This is a genomic window from Pseudomonas sp. GW821-FHT07F05, assembly GCF_059418765.1.
This window is the reverse complement of the sequence record NZ_JBWKQL010000006.1, coordinates 239,421-255,338: the sequence shown is the minus strand read 5'-3', so window position 1 is coordinate 255,338 and position 15,918 is coordinate 239,421. Positions and strand designations below refer to the sequence as shown.

Genomic DNA, 15,918 nt, shown 5'->3' with positions numbered 1-15,918 from the left:
AAATATCTGGCGGATGTACTGGCCTTTGTGGGAGTGAGCTTGCTCACGAAGACTGCATCTCAACCGCTAAATATCTAACGGATGTACTGGCCTCTTCGCGAGCAAGCTCGCTCCCACAGACTGCATTTCGATCGCTAAATATCTGGCGGATGTACTGGCCTTTGTGGGAGTGAGCTTGCTCACGAAGACTGCATCTCAACCGCTAAATATCTAGCGGATGTACTGGCCCTTGTGGGAGTGAGCTTGCTCACGAAGACTGCATCTCAACCGCTAGATATCTGGCGGATGTACAGGCCTCTTCGCGAGCAAGCTCGCTCCCACAGGTGCTGCACCAGTCGGCCTACTCCGGCAACACCCTAACGCCACGCATCACCAGGTCCTGAATAAACGCCAGCCAATCCGTGCGCTCCCCCTCCGCGGCCATGTCCTGACCCAGGAACGAGCTGAGGGTGTGCAAGTTGGAGTTATAGAAGTAGCACAGCGACGCGATCATCAAATACACGTGCTTGATGTCCAGATCCTGCCGAAACAGACCCTGTGCCTGACCAGCATCGATGATCGGTCTGAGCACGCCGACGGCTTCGCCTGACAGGCGTCGCAGCTCACCGGACTGGCGCGCGTGCCTGCCCTTGTGCAGGTTTTCGATACTGAGGATGGCGACGAACTCCGGGTGGCTGACGTAATAGTCCCAGACAAACGCCACCAACTGGCGCAGCGTCTGCACCGGCGTCGACGGGTCCAGTGACAGCAGGCTTTCGGCGCGGTTGAACTGCTCGTAGGTGTGCTCAAGCACTTTGACGAACAGCTTCTCCTTGCTGCCGAAGTAGTAATAAATCATCCGGTCGTTGGATTCGGCTTCGGCGGAGATCTTTTCGATGCGCCCGCCGGAATAGCCGTCGCGGGTGAACACCGTGATCGCCGCCTGAAGAATGCGCGCGCGGGTTTGATCGGCCTGTTGCGCGCGAACGCCAGTGCTTTTGCCCATGGTCGTCAGAGAATCCGGTAGAGCAGGCGCTCGACGCGGACCCGGCTGACCCGGCGCAGAAAGGTGCGCACGCCAACCGGGTATTCGCTCAGAGTATCGAGCTCGTCAAACTTGCCGACCCGATGGGTATTGCGCATCAGCAGCGCGATTTCCTCGGCGCGAGGCTTCAGCCATTCGCCCTTGGGGTCATCGATCAGCACGGCGTTTTCCAGGTCCAGCTGAAAGGCCCGCGGGTTCAGGTTATTCCCCGTCAGCAAGGTATAGCGGTCGTCCGACCACAGGCCCTTGAGGTGATAGGTGTTGTCGCCGTCTTTCCACAAATGGATGTTCAGCTGGTGCTTGGCGATCGCCGTCTGATGCTTCTGCATGAAGCGACGCAGGCTGATCTCGTACAGATACGGCAGCGCGGAGATCACCTTGAATGGCTCCTCCGGCGAAATGAAAAAGTCGTTGGCGGTCTTGTCGCCGATGATGATGTCGACCTTAACGCCCCGCTTCAGCGCGCGATTGATCTCGCGCTTCACCACCAGCGGCATGTTGAAGTATGGCGTGCACAGCGTCAGTTGCTCATCGGTCGCGGCAATCAGATCACAGAGGGTTTTGCTCAGCGGGTTCTTGTTGCCGATGCCCAGCAGCGGGATGACGCGCATCTCGCCGTTGTCTCGCACGCCATCATTGACGTCGTAACTGGCGCGCTTGAGGTGCTGGCGGAACTGACGAATTTCCCCGCGCAGGCTGCGAGAGCTGGGCGGCGAGGGCAGGTCGAGGCGATGCACCGCGTCGGACGGCAGAATGTCCTGCTGGACCAGACGCTGGAACGAGTCGGCCAGGCCTTTGCTGTCAATCAGGTGATAGCGATCGAGCCGGTATTTGCCGAGCTTGTGCAGGTAGACGTTATTGATGCTGGCGCCGCTGTAGATCACACAATCGTCGATGACGCAGCCCTTGAGGTGCAACACGCCGAACAGCTCGCGGGTTTGCACGGGCACGCCGTACACCGGCACTTCCTGATCGTGTTCCAGGTTCTGCGCCTGATACCACGCCGAGTTCCCGGCCTGCTTGCCGGCGCCGATCAGGCCGCGTTGGGCGCGGAACCAGTCGACCAGCACCACGACGTCCAGCTCCGGTCGCGCAGCCTTGGCGGCATACAACGCATCGAGAATTTCCTGACCCGCTTCGTCCTGCTGCAAGTACAGGGCGACGATGTAGATCCGTCGGGTGGCGGCGGCAATCTTCGCCAGCAGTGTCTGCCGATAGTCGGCTGCACTCGGCAGAATCGTGATCGCCGTGCCGGAGGATTCAAAACCACGCAGCGCTGCAAGGGTAGAACGTCGGAAGGGAGCCCGCATAAGCCTCTCGATGGGTCGGATCAACAGCGCACGAGCTTACACCAGAGTGCGCCCTCTGGTGGTTTTGGCAGTGTTATCCGTGAGTTGTTCAGCGGATTATCAGCGAGGGGTCACAGGTTGAGCCCACCCATTCAGCTCACACCTTCAAGATCAACTTACCGCTGTTCTCGCCCTTGAACAGCATCTGCAGGGTTTCGGGGAAGGTTTCCAGGCCTTCGACGATGTGCTCTTTGCTTTTCAGCTTGCCCTGGGCCAGCCAGCCGGCCATTTCCATCCCGGCCTTGGCGAAGTGTTCCGCATGGTCCATCACCACGAAACCTTCCATGCGCGCGCGGTTGACCAGCAGCGACAGGTAATTGGCCGGGCCTTTGACGGCTTCCTTGTTGTTGTACTGGCTGATGGCGCCGCAGATCACCACCCGCGCCCTCAACGCCAGGCGGGTCAGGACCGCATCGAGGATGTCGCCGCCGACGTTATCGAAATACACGTCCACGCCTTTGGGGCATTCGCGCTTCAGCGCCGCATGAATGTCCTCGTTCTTGTAATCGATGGCGCCGTCGAAGCCGAACTCATCAATCAGGGTCTGGCACTTTTCCTTGCCGCCGGCGATACCGATGACCCGGCAGCCTTTGATTTTGGCGATCTGCCCGGCGATGCTGCCCACCGCACCGGCGGCGCCGGAAATCACCACAGTCTCACCGGCCTTGGGCTGGCCGACTTCGAGCAGGGCAAAGTAGGCCGACATACCGGTCATGCCCAACGCCGCCAGGTACACCGGCAGTGGCACCAGTTTGGGGTCGACCTTGTTGAAGCCCTTGGGCTCGCCGACGAAATAATCCTGCACCCCGAGCACGCCCTGAACGTAATCGCCCACGGCGAATTTCGGGTGTTGCGACTCAATGACCTTGCCCGCACCCAACGCGCGCATCACCGCACCCAGCTCGACCGGCGCGATATACGACTTGCCTTCGTTCATCCAGCCGCGCATGGCCGGGTCCAGGGACAGGTATTCGCTTTTCACCAGGATCTGGCCTTCGGCGAGTTCCGCAACAGGCACGGTCTGGAAGGTGAAATCTTCACGGCTGGCGGCACCCACAGGGCGGCGGGCGAGGAGGAATTGGCGGTTATTCAAGGCGGTCATGGCAGGGCTCTCGATTATCGGCGAAGCGGCAGTGATAGACCGGAACGGCCCGGACAGCAAGGATTGCCACTGCACCGAATGCCCGCCGATCCATGCTGATGATGGCGCTCTTCACGGATCATCATCGCCACCAATGGCCCGGCAACCGGCCTTTTGATAGTGCTGACGCTGATTGTGTCGTGACCGCTAAGCTGCGGCGCATGCCCGGCGTGTGCCGAGCCTTCCATTTATAAGTACAAAAAGGACGATCCCATGAGCATGACGTTTTCCGGCCAGGTCGCGTTGGTCACAGGCGCCGCGGCGGGTATTGGCCGAGCGACCGCGCTGGCGTTTGCCGAACACGGCCTGAAAGTGCTGGTGGTGGATCTGGACAGCGCGGGCGGCGAGGGCACGGCTGAGCTGATTCGTCAGGCGGGCGGCGAAGCGCTGTTTCTACCGTGTGACGTAACAAAGGACGCCCAAGTGCAGCAAATGATGGCCCAAGCCGTGGACGCCTACGGCCGCGTCGATTACGCCTTCAACAACGCCGGCATCGAAATCGAGAAGGGCCGCCTCGCCGAAGGCAGCGAAGCCGAGTTCGACGCGATCATGGGCGTCAACGTCAAGGGCGTCTGGCTGTGCATGAAATACCAGTTGCCGCTGATGCTGGCCCAGGGCGGCGGGGCGATCGTCAACACCGCATCGGTTGCCGGGCTGGGCGCGGCGCCGAAGATGAGCATCTACAGCGCGTCCAAGCACGCGGTGATCGGGCTGACCAAATCGGCTGCCATCGAATACGCCAAAAAACACATCCGCGTGAACGCCGTGTGCCCGGCGGTGATCGACACCGACATGTTTCGCCGCGCCCACGAAGCCGACCCGCGCAAGGCCGAATTCGCCGCGACCATGCACCCGGTCGGGCGGATCGGCAAAGTCGAAGAAATCGCCGCCGCCGTGCTCTACCTGTGCAGCGACGGCGCTGCTTTCACCACCGGGCATTCACTGGCAGTGGATGGGGGCGTCACGGCGTTCTGATCGGTCAGACCGTTCAGCGAAAAAGCAGACCGGCGCTCCTGCGAGGTATTCAGCTAAGCTCCACGGGCTGTCCACCCCCAGGGAATGTCGATGGATCATTTGTGGTTCGCCTATCCGCTGATCAGCGCTGCCGTGCTGCTGGTCATCGACCTCACGCTCTGGCAATGGCTGCACCCGCGCTGGCTGCGGCGCAAGCTGGCGTGCCGGCTGGTGCTGTTCGTGCTGTTCAGCATGGCGCTGCTCGATGGCGGACTCAGCCCGCTGTATCCGGTGCCCGCCGACTGGTCCGTTCCCCGGCATGTGCTGGGCACCATCCTGAACATCGCCTGGTGGCTGTTCGGCGCGCGGACACTCACCGTGCTCGCCGTCATGGTCATGGAGCCTCGGATCGGCGGCAAGGGCCATCTGCTGCAAGACGTCATGGGCGCGATCATCTTCCTCGTCGCATCAGTGGCGGCGGCCGGCTATGTGCTCGACCTGCCGGTCAAAGGGCTGCTGGCCACCTCCGGCGCCGTGGCGATCATCTTCGGCCTTGCCGTGCAAAGCACGCTGGGCGACGTGTTCTCCGGCATCGTCCTCAACGCGACCAAGCCGTTCCGGGTGGACGACTGGATTCGCGTCGATGACATCGAAGGCAAGGTCATCGAAATCGACTGGCGCTCCACCCACCTGCTGACCTCCGAAGGCAGCATGGCCGTGATCCCCAACGCCATGGCTGCCAAGACCCGCATCGTCAACTTCAGCCGCCCGGATCATTTCCATTCGGTCACCCTGTCCATCGAACTGTCGACCCGCCTGCGGCCCAGCCTGGTGCTGGACTCCCTAGAGAAAGCGCTGCTCGGCTGCCGCGAATTACTGGCCCAGCCCGCGCCGTCGGCGGTGGTGGTCAAGTCCGGCCTGCGCATCGTCGAGTACGAAGTCACCGGCTACGTAAAATCCCGGGATCGGCGTTCAGCGGTGCGTAACCAACTGTTCGACCTCATTCACCGGCAGCTCGCGTCGACCGAAACCCGCCAGGACCAGCAACGCCCTTCGACGCGACAGTCTGCGGTGCTCAACACCGTCAATGCGCTGCGCATGCTCAGCGACGCCGACCGCGCGCAACTGGAACAGCACATGCGCCTGGGCGCTTATCCGGCGAAAGACATCGTGCTCGCCGAGGGCGTGGTGCCTGATGCGCTGTTCATTATCGAGTCCGGGGTGGTGTCGGCGTCGCTGCAACGGCCGGACGGCTGGCTGGAAGTGGGGCGTATGGGGCCGGGTGAGCTGCTGGGTGAAAGCGGGTTTGTTGACGGCACGCCGACGCTGGCGCGGTTCTGCGCGTATACCGACTGCATGATTTATCGCATCGACAAGGCCGATCTGGAGCCGTGGTTGGCGGAGCATCCCGAGCTGATTGGTGCGTTGGCGGGGTTGGCTAAGTTTCGGGCGAAGGCGAGGGCGGCGATGCTGGAGGCCAAGCCGGTGGTGGCTGACGCCAATGGTTTTCTCGGTTGGTTGCGCAAGAATGTGAGGCGGTTTGAGGTGACGCGCGGGCAGGGGCCGGATGACAAGAAGCGCTGACAAAGACAGCGGGTTGTCGAGAAGTAAAACTCTCGCAGGCAACTGACGCTTCGCCGAGGCGTACCTCAGATGCTGCTGAACGCTTGATCTGAGCTATGCCTTGGGCGCTTGGGTCTATCCGCTGGCTGACCTGAATTCGACTCATCGAAAGCCACATGATCCCAAGGGAATCATGATGCATATCCCTTGGGAGCGATGACTCAGAAGTCTATGGTGCCCGAGAGTTTGACCAGACGCGGGTCGCCCTGGCTGAGATAGCCACCGTTGGCGGAGGCCCAGTAGTTCTTGTCGGTGATGTTCTCCACATTGACGCGCAACGTCAGGTCCTTTTGATCGACCTTGAATGTGTAGCGCGCGCCGGCATCGAACCGATTCCAGGTGGGAAGGCTCAGGTTATTGGCCTGATCCGCATACTGGCCTCCAGTACGTAGCATACGGGCGCTGAGGGCAGCTCCCTCCAGGCCAGGAACGTCCCAGTCGACGCTCGCATTTAGCTGGAAGGTGGGCACCCCGATGGCATGATTGCCATCAGTGAGCCCGCCCGCGGTGTTCTTCAGCTCCGAGGTCATGCGCGTGCCGCCTGCCATCAGGCGAAGGCCTTCGATGGGCTCACCAAACACGCTCAGCTCAACGCCTTTGTTCACCTGCTCGCCGTCGCGAATGTAGAGGCGCTGGGTCGCATCGACGTAGCCATCGCTGGGCTTCTCGATTCGGAACACGCCGAGATTTGCGCCGAACGATTGCATGTCCAGCTTGATACCCGCTTCCAGTTGCTTGGTGCGGCCAGGCGGGAAGGCCTCCCCAAGGTTGGTGACGTTGGTACCGGACGCGACCGGCCCTTTGGCCAGGCCTTCAATGCGGTTTGCATACAGGGAAACGGTGTCAGTCGGTTTATAGACGATGCCGTACACCGGAGTGGTGATGGATTCGTCGTAAAGCGAAGTACGGCTGCCGTCATTGGCCGGATTAGCCACGCCGTTGGAGGTGGTGCCGTCGTAGGAGTAGTTCTCTACGCGCAGCTGCTGACGGCGTACGCCATATGTCAGCAGCAAACTATCGTCGAACAAGCCAACAGTGTCGGAAACGGCCAGGCTTCGGTTACGGGTTTTGCCGGTGACACCCGGATCGCCCATATCGCCGCCGGTGAGGGAAACCGCCGTTGGCTTGGGCAGGTCAGGTGTGGTGTAGATATTGGTATTCCCGGTGACCGAGCGGTAGAAGGTGTAGGCGTTCTCTTGCTGGGTCCAGATAGTGGAGGCGCCAATCGCGATCTGATGACTGACCGGCCCGGTTTGAACATGACCGTTAAGCCCCGCTGCAAAGCTGGTGTTGTCCTCATTGTGCGGGATCTCGGAGCCGCCGACAGTTGCAACTCCGTTATTACCTACGAGGGTTGGCGTGCCGTATACGCCAGTTTCACGCGTATGCTTGGCGCCCCCTGCAAGGTAGGCAGTCCAGTTTTCATTCAGGTCCCAGTCGCCACGCATCATGCCGAACGTGTCTTCGGTTTCGGTATTAGTCCAGTCCTGGCCGTAGTTGTGGCTGGCGTCAGGGGCGGTCGGGATTTTGGTCGCATTACCCAATTGCACGGTGTTGCGTAAACCGTTGATGCGCTGTTTTTGGTAGCCAAAGTCGGTAGAGACGCGAAAGGTGTCACCACGATAATCGAGCCCCGCGACGAACAACTTGGTGCGCTGGTTTTCGTCATCAATCGCAGTGTCGCCTTCACGTTGGCTAAGGTTGACTCGCGCTCCGAATCGATTGCCCTCGCCTAAGCGTTGGCCAAGGTCCAGATGCTCACCAATTCGGCCATCGGAACTGATGTCTTGGGTGTAACGGCGAGTCGGCACGTCTTCAGCACGCTTGGGCTGCAGATTCACGCTGCCACCCAAGCCCGTACCGGTGGGGCTCACGCCGTTGATAAAAGCGTTGGGACCTTTGAACACTTCCACCCGCTCAATCGCGTCCGTGGAGAGAATTTGCCGGGGAAGGACGCCGTACAGACCGCCGTAGGAGATATCGTCACCTGCCAGCGGCAAACCGCGGATCACGAATATCTGCGACTGATTACCGAAGCCGTAAGACTGGCGCACCGACGGGTCGTTGAGGAGTACGTCTCCCACATCTTCAGCCTGCTGATCCTCGATAAGCTGGGAGGTATAGCTGGTCATGGTGAAAGGGACGTTCGTGTTGTCCTGATTACCCAGAACACCCATCTGCCCGCCACGAGCGACCTGACCACCCGCATAGACCTCAGGCAGCGTGTTGGAATTGGCCTTGACGGCATCCGCGTTGATGTCAGTAGCACCGAGCTCCACCGCAGAGTCGGCAGCATTGGCGATGAAGCTCGCAGAGCAGCAAAGCGCAAGCACGGTGGGGCGAAACGGATGCGAAAGAAACATTACGGGCTACCAGGAAGGTGATCAGAAAGGGTTGAAGCCTCCTTGGCAATGCGAAGTATTCGCAGGTGAGAATGATATCAGAGGGCTTTCAAGTATGTTGCCATTGACGATACATTTTTTCACATCGCGTGAAACGCCCTGACGATGCTGGATGCAAAGCGCTGCCAACAGCGGAGCCTTCTGTTCTTCCTGTTTTCACAGTCCCGTGGAAAGCTACGCGTGCTTTGCACTCACTTTTTGTCTGATTTGATGGAGCCACGGATGGATAGCATGGATACCCAGCAAGAAAACGCCCTCGAACAATCACTCAGGCTGGCGGCGGATGAGCCGGCCCATCGACCTGAGTTTTTCAAGATTCTGTTGGATTCCACTGTCTACGTCCTCGGCACGGCCGGGACTGGCGAAGGTCATGTCACACTCCAAGCGGGTAGCAATGTCAGCATCGCGAATTGGCACAAGGCTGACGGCTCACCTGTCATCCCGTTTTTTTCTTCGTTGAAAATATTGCAAGGGTCCATAGACAGCGAAGAATCCTACGTAGAAATCCCGGCCAGATCGCTGTTTGAAATCACACGGGGCGCCCCTCTTTTTCTCAATCCTAAGTCTCCGTACGGGAAAGAGTTTTTGCCGGAGGAAGTGCGCCATCTGCTCTCCGACGGGATCGGCCAGAAGCCAGCGCAGCGCACGGTCGAAAAAGACACGACCGTGCTGCTCGGACAGCCGTCGCAATACCCGTCCAGGATGATCCACTCACTCACGCAGTTACTCGCCAAACATCGCAACGTAAAACGTGCATTTCTGGCGTTGATGCATGACCCATCGGTTGATCAAAAGCCTCATCTGATCATTGGTATTGAAGCGGACGGAGATTTTGAACGGGTCATGCGCGAAGCCGGTAACGTCGCCGGAGATACCGCCCCGGAAGGCGAACCCGTCGACCTCTATCGCGTAACCGAAGGGGGGGAAGGCCTTAGCGATTACTTCCACAAGGAAACAACGCCTTTCTATGAACGGAAGTCGGCAGGGTGGCTGCGGTCATTGCTTGGTATTGGCAAAGCGTGACAGCGATCAAGCCCGGGCTCAGCGCAGAGCAGGCTTGCGAAATCTTGGTTGGGCTGTGCAGTTTTCTAATGGAGGAACAAGAATGGCTGAAATAAGCAAAGTCTCCGCCGAGTTGGTAGAACAGATCAAAGTGCTAAGTCGCGAGGGACTCGCCTTACTCGGCCTTACCGGAGATGATGAGCCGGCCGATGTGGTTGCGGCGATTACGGAGCGGGTGCGCAATTGCAAAGCGACTGGCACAACGCTGTCCGAGGAGGAAATGTACGCGCTTGGAGCGTTGCTAGGTAACCAGTACGTAGAAGGCCAGGGCTGGCACTGGGGCGATGTCGTTTGGGATTATGATGAGACGACTGCTGCTGTAGGAGTGCTCAACCACGACAACTCATTGTTCATCAATCCTATTGGCTGGGTGGCTCAGGTGATGGAGTCCGAGGGTGGTGTTGGCTTCATGCTCAACTACAACATGGTCAGCGTGCACCAGGTTCCGGTACGCGAACCTGATAGCGCGACAGGCTTGTACTGACGCCTCTCCTGAAGAAGCGTGCTGCCCTCAAATTGAACGCTGGTCTTCTGAGTCGAACAGCCGCTATCTGCATTGTCAATAGCAACGCACTTCAAGAGCCTCTACTAAGCCAGATAGCCAGATAGCTCTCCACCCAATCAAGGAAGATCCATGGGCCAAATTGGCATTCAACTGACCACCCATCTGCCCCCGCAGATTCGGGTGCTGGAAAAAGAGGCTGTTGAAGAGGAATTCAGGTTTCTGACCCGGCTGATTGCCGAATGGAACTCCGGGGCAAATCGCTTCAATGCCCCCGGCGAATGCCTTATGGCTGCGTATCGAAACAAACAGCTGATAGGCATCGGGGGCCTTTCAGTTGATCCCTACGCCGACAAGAACATGGCGAGACTGCGACGGGTCTATGTCAGCGCCTCATCAAGGCGGCATCACGTGGGACAGACGTTGGTCAAGGCGCTTGTTGCACATGCCGCGCAGCGCTTTCAGAGCGTGTGCCTTTTCACCGATACCGCTGTTGGCGACGCGTTTTATCTGAAGTGTGGCTTCATGCGAACAGATCATGAGCATGCCACGCACGTGATGTGCTTGAGCAACATCTGACTCAAGCAATTGTAAGTTAAGATTGATGATTGCAGCGCGGGTGCCTGGACCGTTAGGGTGCATGCAAACCCATATTAGGCGATGAATTAGCGGGATAGTGCTGACTGGCTGCATTTTTACTTTGGCACTGTGAGGCTAAGGATACCCCCTCATGCAGTATATGTTTTCCGAAGTCCTTAATGACCTCATCGACTACTTCCTGCTCGGTGACCTTCAACTGTTGAGGCGCTTCAAGCAAGAGCATCAACTTGCAGACGATCTGGCTGGTGAGTTTGTATCCAGTGAAAGCGGCGACAAGGCCGTTCTTGATGGCGTCCTCATCCCGCTCGCCGGTGTGGAAAACCATCCTTACACCGTTGTTTTCACGTTGGCCGGCGTTGAACCTCAAATGCCCCGGCACGAAGGTCGGGTGCAGCATCGTCGCGGCGGTTATTCCCTGCGTGTCGAGCACGGTCGCATACATTTGTTCACGTGGCGCATTCTGCAGGCGTTCACGGATGAGAATCTCGATGAGTTGCTCGAGCGTTATGAGCAATCAAACAGGCCGACTATTGAAGTCGAGAATGGTTGGTATGAGGTGGAAGTGCTGGCGGGTGAAATCCTGCGTGATGAATACTTCGAGCCGGCATTCGAGTTTGTACTGACCAAAACCGCTCTGCCGGTAGATGCCAGCAAGGTGGATATCAACTATCGCTTTGAGGTGGAGTTGCGTTAGGACCCCGCAGGGTAATCGCCTTAAGGAGCCCGAGCATCGGCATATGGCCTTGCAAAGCAAATCGCGGTTTCAGGCTCAAGCCAGGACGACTTCAAAGTCGCTGCGACGAAACGTGAGATCTGCGGCAGGCCGCCAAATCGAATAGGGCTTCCCGTCGTTTTCGACCACAAAATTTACACGCGCGTTCTTGCTACCAAGCGCTCAACTTGAGGTTTCACCTTGGGACTTTTCTCCAAAATATTCGGAAAGCCCTCCGGACCTGTTCTCTACACACTCTTTTCGGTTCGACCCTCGAGCGACTTGGGAGCGTGGGCCGCCAGCTTCCCGAACCATACAGAGGTTGTTGGTTACTCAAGCCTCGGCCATTTCTTTCTTCGCAATCCACACGACTCGGAGTACCTCGTGCTGCACCCTTTCAAGTGCGCGGCGAAGTCGTACGGAAGCCACCCGTCAGTCGAAGACTTTGAAGCGGAGGTACTGAAAGAGCCGGGGTTCGAACTGTATGTCCTAGACTCGGATCACGTCGCCGAGTTGTTCCGGCACCTGGGCCCCCTTGCTGAAAACCAGGTCTATATCCCGCAGCCGTACCCGTTTCTTGGCGGCAGCGAAGCCCTCGAGACGTACGAAAAAGGTGATGCCTGGGTCTTTATGCACGTTGTCGCCCACATGCATGGTCTTGACGGCGGCGCCTGAAAGGCCGCCCAATGACGCCGAAAGGCGTTGGGGTCATATGCGGCCGGGCATCCTATCCTGTGTGACCAGTCCGCAAGACCCCTTTTCAGCAAGATAGGTCTGCACCCATCAAGGACGATGCATGAGCCAAGTCGACATTCAAGTGATCACCCATCTCCCCCGCAGACTCAGGCCAGCGAAAGAGGCGGTTGGACAAGGCTTCAGGTTCCTTTCCCGTCTGATTGACGAGTGGAACTGAGGGTCAAAGAGGCAGCACGTGGGACAGAAGATGGTAAATGCGCTTGTTGCACATGCCGCTCTGCGGTTCCAGAACCTATGCCTATTCACCGATACCGCCGCCGGCAACGCGTTTTATCTGAAGTGCGGCTTCATGCGAACAGACCATGACCATGCGACCCACGTAATGTGCTTAAGCAACAGCTAACTCAGACGAGCAAAAAGGGGACGGAGTGATTTTTCAACCAAAATAAATCAGTCCCCTTATCTCGTCCTGCAATTCTGTACAGCTGGGACCCGCAGACGGTATTCATTCTTTCTCAGGCACGAACATTTCTGCTTTAGAAAAAACTTGGGTATCTTGGCATAGCTCTGCAAGCGCTTTCAGCGAATCCCCGGAAACTTGAAAGTAAATATTCTCCACCTCATTCATGTCATCAAGAAATATAGACATACCAATATCGTCGCCTACGTATCTTTTGATCCCTGAGTACATCTCAACAAAGTTGAGCCTGAATGCCGCAATCAGGTGTTCTGAAACCTCCTTGGATAGCCGCTCAGGGCTGTCAAACTCCCAACCATCCTCGCCTAAAGTTCTACATGCGCCGACAGGAATCAAAAAGGCTGCCGTATATTTTTTTATCATCATATCGACTTAAAATTCGCTTCCTAGTCACGTAAGGGCTCTTCTGGTTCCAAACTGCGCAGCCTCCAGCCTCTGAATCACTTTTGCCTTTTCTAAATGATCCAAGGCTAGCGATCCACGCGGCACGGGTGCGCGCTGTCTGACACACAGAGCGAATCACGATTTCTGCGATTAACGTCGGTCGAAGCCTTTATCTGACTCTGACTCAGTCTTGAAACCAAAAATCAAACCGACCTCCAGAAGTTTTATTGCCGCGTTTCCAGATAACTTAAAAGGAAACACTTCAAGCATGGAAACGACGTTTTCATACGCCAGACCATACTCTCCCGCGTCATTCATCCACTCATATAATTGACCAATTTGCTCCTGATAAGATAAGGATTCAGGGGGGAAGAACGAACCTACCTCCGGCTGAGATCCGAGCTCTGCAAGAACGAAGCTGAGGTTGTTTTCAATGAATCGGTAATCTGTCTTCATAGCATATGTTCTTTAAGTGTCTGCCGGGTGTCCGGTCACCACCCGGTCTATCGCCGTAGCATAAACCACTCTTATACCTACACCCTCGTGCCTCGAAGAGCTGTCATGTAGCCGCTCATATTTACGACGCATAGCGCTCCTGAAGGTAATCGTCAATGTACTCTGTTATAGGCTTAACCGTACCCAATTCGAACAACTCACCGGTATTCCGGTCAATCAGAAATGGGCTATTTCCCGCTAACTGATCAGACGAATCACCAGTTCGTGAATACTCAGCTGACTGATAGCAAAAGAACCATCCCTCCGCGAACTCACCTTCATACGTAATCTGCAAGGGTATCTCTGAATCCTCAAGATACTCTTTCGCTTTAGTCAGAGCATATTCATAGTCGAACATCAATTGGTCCTCAACAACTGCAATGCCCGCTTGCCATTCAGCTTGATAAAACGCAGACCTGACGCTTTCGACACGGCAGATATTCAGGCTGAGGGACGGGGCGGGCTCGCCCCAATGATTTCTAAACTGAGCACCACCTTGGTAGCCCATTCCCTGCCTTATTCGATCTTCGATCTGATGCCACGAGGGCACGATATGCCACAAGAACACTCAACGTCTCCCTGACAATGCCCAGCTTGGGACGCCGCTCGCTTTTTATCATGGTTAAGCGAATGCAAGAAATTTGGAAAGCGAGTATTTCATGACCCAAGCGGGCACCCTAGGTCCCAACCTCCAGCGAGGACGCAGGAAGCTTCTGAACTTAAGCAATAGGATCTGCCACATCTTGATTTCCTGGATCGCTAAAGCTTCCTGTCTGTCGCTGCACTCGGGGGTCTCGGTCTAGCTGCAGGAACATCAGACCTGCCAGCAGCCCTCTGACGACGGCGGCCGGCGGTTTCACACTTTAGTTGTATGGCTCGCTCAAGCCGGCGTTTGCGGCGGAGTGTGGTAGACCGATCCGTTATCTGAAGAACCCGACGTCGCAGTGTGATAGCTGGCGTCGTCATCCGAGGAATCATCCACCGGCACCGGGGTTTGAACCTGGAGCGGGGCAGGTGCCGCCGATGATGCCGACCTAGGGCGCACTGCCTCGCTGGAGGGGCCGCCGCTTATCGTGGGCTGCGCTTGTTCGCCCTTGAGGCTCGCCCGAACACTGCCTGCTGGAGACTTGGTAGAGCCGGGCGCCGAGTTCTCGGCATTCGTGATCCGGTTGCCGGTGAGGCTGGTTCGCGGAAGAGAGCCCGCATCTGACCCCGCGCGTTGGGACCGTTGACTGGACGGTCTGCTGACACGGCCTGGCGCTTCGCCGAGAGTCTCGGGAGCGTCGGCCAAGTCTTCATGCACGGATTGAGCGGTCTCTGTAGCGCCTGTCGTGGGTTCCGCCGCTGTCTTGCGTCGCGATTTGAAGTCGTCAACCAGCTTGTCCCCGACTGCCACACCCGCAGCGTTGCTGCCGAACACGACCGAGCCGCCTGCTGTATTGATGGCGTGTTTTGCAAATGAACTCAGGGCGGGGTGCTGTTTGCTCAATGCGTTGACCGCAGCGCCTTTACCGGCTTCCAGTGCGGTGAAGCCAGCGGTCAGCGTGCTGACGTTGGCGGCGCCGGAAGGGGTGAAAGTGGCTTTGGCGGTTCTCGATACTGCTCCGAGCGGATCGGTTACCAGGGTGCGGCCAGCGTCCGCCAGACGTCCCACTCCATTGGCGAGCGGCGTACGAATGGTTGTCGCGTCCCGCAATGCCTTCAACGCGTCGATCCATTCGGTTTCCTGACTCAGATCCTCTTTGGCGTCGGCATCTCTGCGTCCCAACAGCAGCGCCGGCCCACTGGTGCCTTGCTCGGTGCGCCGATTGTGGGCGAGGTATCCAGTACCGGTACCGGAAGCGAGACCACCCGCAATCGCAAGGGCTGTGTCCACAATAGGCTCGGCCTTCGGATTAATCGCCGCCACCACCGGGCCTACCACCGTCCTGATCCCATTCCGGATAGTGAACGTCTGCGCCTCCTTGGCGTTCTGGATGGCCAGGTTCGCGGTGGTATCGATAGTCGCCAGCGCGGCATTCAACGACTCATGCAGTTTGTCCGCGGGCGCATGCAGGTAGTACGCGTCTTCCCGAAGCTTTTTAATGGAAGCGCCGCCGACCTGATCCATCGCGGATGCCGCGGCGAGCGAAATCGTCCCCAGTGCTGCCGCTTTTGCCACCGGGTTTTGTATGTTTGCCCCCATTCCCGTGATCACGGGAATGGCTGCCTGGAGCGACGACGCCACCGCAAACGGCACGCCGCCCGTTGTACCCGACACCATTGAAGCGTTGCAGTCCATATTCTTGGCCTTTTCCATCAAGTCTCCAAGTTCCTTGAAGGAGATGTTCTCCTCCATCAGCTTGTTGACTCGGCTCTCTATGATTCGATCGATTTCTCCCCGGTGCCCCGATTCCGGATCCAGACGATCTTTGTAGGGCTGGAACTGATTGCTCACGTAGGTAGTGAGCAAATGCTTCATGCTTTGGGCTTGGTTCAGAGCCGCTGCGCTGACCT

Annotated in this window: 15 protein-coding genes; 7 read left to right on the top strand and 8 right to left on the bottom strand. The window is 57.7% G+C overall.

The window, feature by feature from the left end:
* Positions 1–340: 340 nt before the first annotated feature.
* From AC07RO_RS15530 to AC07RO_RS15520, 3 genes are all read right to left on the bottom strand, one after another.
* Positions 341–985 (bottom strand): TetR family transcriptional regulator, encoded by a 645-nt coding sequence (locus tag AC07RO_RS15530; protein WP_346628331.1) that lies wholly within the window; start codon positions 983–985, stop codon positions 341–343.
* Between the two features lie 5 nt (positions 986–990).
* Positions 991–2,334 (bottom strand): CDP-diacylglycerol--serine O-phosphatidyltransferase, encoded by a 1,344-nt coding sequence (gene pssA / locus AC07RO_RS15525; protein ID WP_192174743.1) that lies wholly within the window; start codon positions 2,332–2,334, stop codon positions 991–993.
* Positions 2,335–2,470: 136 nt separating this feature from the next.
* Positions 2,471–3,475 (bottom strand): NADP-dependent oxidoreductase, encoded by a 1,005-nt coding sequence (locus tag AC07RO_RS15520; RefSeq protein WP_495086453.1) that lies wholly within the window; start codon positions 3,473–3,475, stop codon positions 2,471–2,473.
* A gap of 252 nt (positions 3,476–3,727) precedes the next feature.
* On the opposite strand from AC07RO_RS15520, the gene AC07RO_RS15515 reads away from it, so the two are divergent.
* A complete protein-coding gene (locus AC07RO_RS15515) occupies positions 3,728–4,489 on the top strand; it encodes an SDR family oxidoreductase (protein WP_074892538.1) in 762 nt (253 codons plus the stop codon).
* Between the two features lie 90 nt (positions 4,490–4,579).
* Positions 4,580–6,052, top strand: coding sequence for a mechanosensitive ion channel domain-containing protein (locus AC07RO_RS15510; RefSeq protein ID WP_495086452.1), 1,473 nt, complete (start codon positions 4,580–4,582; stop codon positions 6,050–6,052).
* A gap of 200 nt (positions 6,053–6,252) precedes the next feature.
* Here AC07RO_RS15510 and AC07RO_RS15505 read toward each other — a convergent pair whose 3' ends face one another.
* Positions 6,253–8,454 carry a TonB-dependent receptor gene (locus AC07RO_RS15505; protein ID WP_495086451.1) on the bottom strand — a complete coding sequence of 734 codons (2,202 nt, stop codon included), beginning with the start codon at positions 8,452–8,454 and terminating at the stop codon, positions 6,253–6,255.
* A 270-nt stretch (positions 8,455–8,724) separates the two neighbouring features.
* Here AC07RO_RS15505 and sseB point away from each other — a divergent pair, with 270 nt between their 5' ends.
* From sseB to AC07RO_RS15480, 5 genes are all read left to right on the top strand, one after another.
* Entirely contained in the window at positions 8,725–9,516 is a 792-nt protein-coding gene (gene sseB / locus AC07RO_RS15500; protein ID WP_495086450.1) for an enhanced serine sensitivity protein SseB, read from the top strand.
* 82 nt (positions 9,517–9,598) lie between these two features.
* Entirely contained in the window at positions 9,599–10,039 is a 441-nt protein-coding gene (locus AC07RO_RS15495; protein ID WP_495086449.1) for a hypothetical protein, read from the top strand.
* Positions 10,040–10,189: 150 nt separating this feature from the next.
* Positions 10,190–10,636: a GNAT family N-acetyltransferase gene (locus tag AC07RO_RS15490; protein WP_495086448.1), complete on the top strand. Its 447-nt coding sequence runs from the start codon at positions 10,190–10,192 to the stop codon at positions 10,634–10,636.
* A 151-nt stretch (positions 10,637–10,787) separates the two neighbouring features.
* Positions 10,788–11,351 (top strand): hypothetical protein, encoded by a 564-nt coding sequence (locus tag AC07RO_RS15485; protein ID WP_495086447.1) that lies wholly within the window; start codon positions 10,788–10,790, stop codon positions 11,349–11,351.
* Positions 11,352–11,753: 402 nt separating this feature from the next.
* On the top strand, positions 11,754–12,044 hold the full coding sequence (locus tag AC07RO_RS15480; RefSeq protein ID WP_495086446.1) for a T6SS immunity protein Tdi1 domain-containing protein: 291 nt from the start codon (positions 11,754–11,756) through the stop codon (positions 12,042–12,044).
* A 526-nt stretch (positions 12,045–12,570) separates the two neighbouring features.
* Here AC07RO_RS15480 and AC07RO_RS15475 read toward each other — a convergent pair.
* The 4 genes from AC07RO_RS15475 to AC07RO_RS15460 form a co-directional block, all read right to left on the bottom strand.
* Positions 12,571–12,909: a hypothetical protein gene (locus AC07RO_RS15475; protein WP_495086445.1), complete on the bottom strand. Its 339-nt coding sequence runs from the start codon at positions 12,907–12,909 to the stop codon at positions 12,571–12,573.
* A gap of 168 nt (positions 12,910–13,077) precedes the next feature.
* Positions 13,078–13,383 (bottom strand): hypothetical protein, encoded by a 306-nt coding sequence (locus tag AC07RO_RS15470; protein WP_495086444.1) that lies wholly within the window; start codon positions 13,381–13,383, stop codon positions 13,078–13,080.
* Between the two features lie 121 nt (positions 13,384–13,504).
* Positions 13,505–13,990: a YrhB domain-containing protein gene (locus tag AC07RO_RS15465; RefSeq protein WP_495086443.1), complete on the bottom strand. Its 486-nt coding sequence runs from the start codon at positions 13,988–13,990 to the stop codon at positions 13,505–13,507.
* Positions 13,991–14,302: 312 nt separating this feature from the next.
* Entirely contained in the window at positions 14,303–15,883 is a 1,581-nt protein-coding gene (locus AC07RO_RS15460) for a hypothetical protein (RefSeq protein WP_495086442.1), read from the bottom strand.
* Positions 15,884–15,918: the final 35 nt, after the last annotated feature.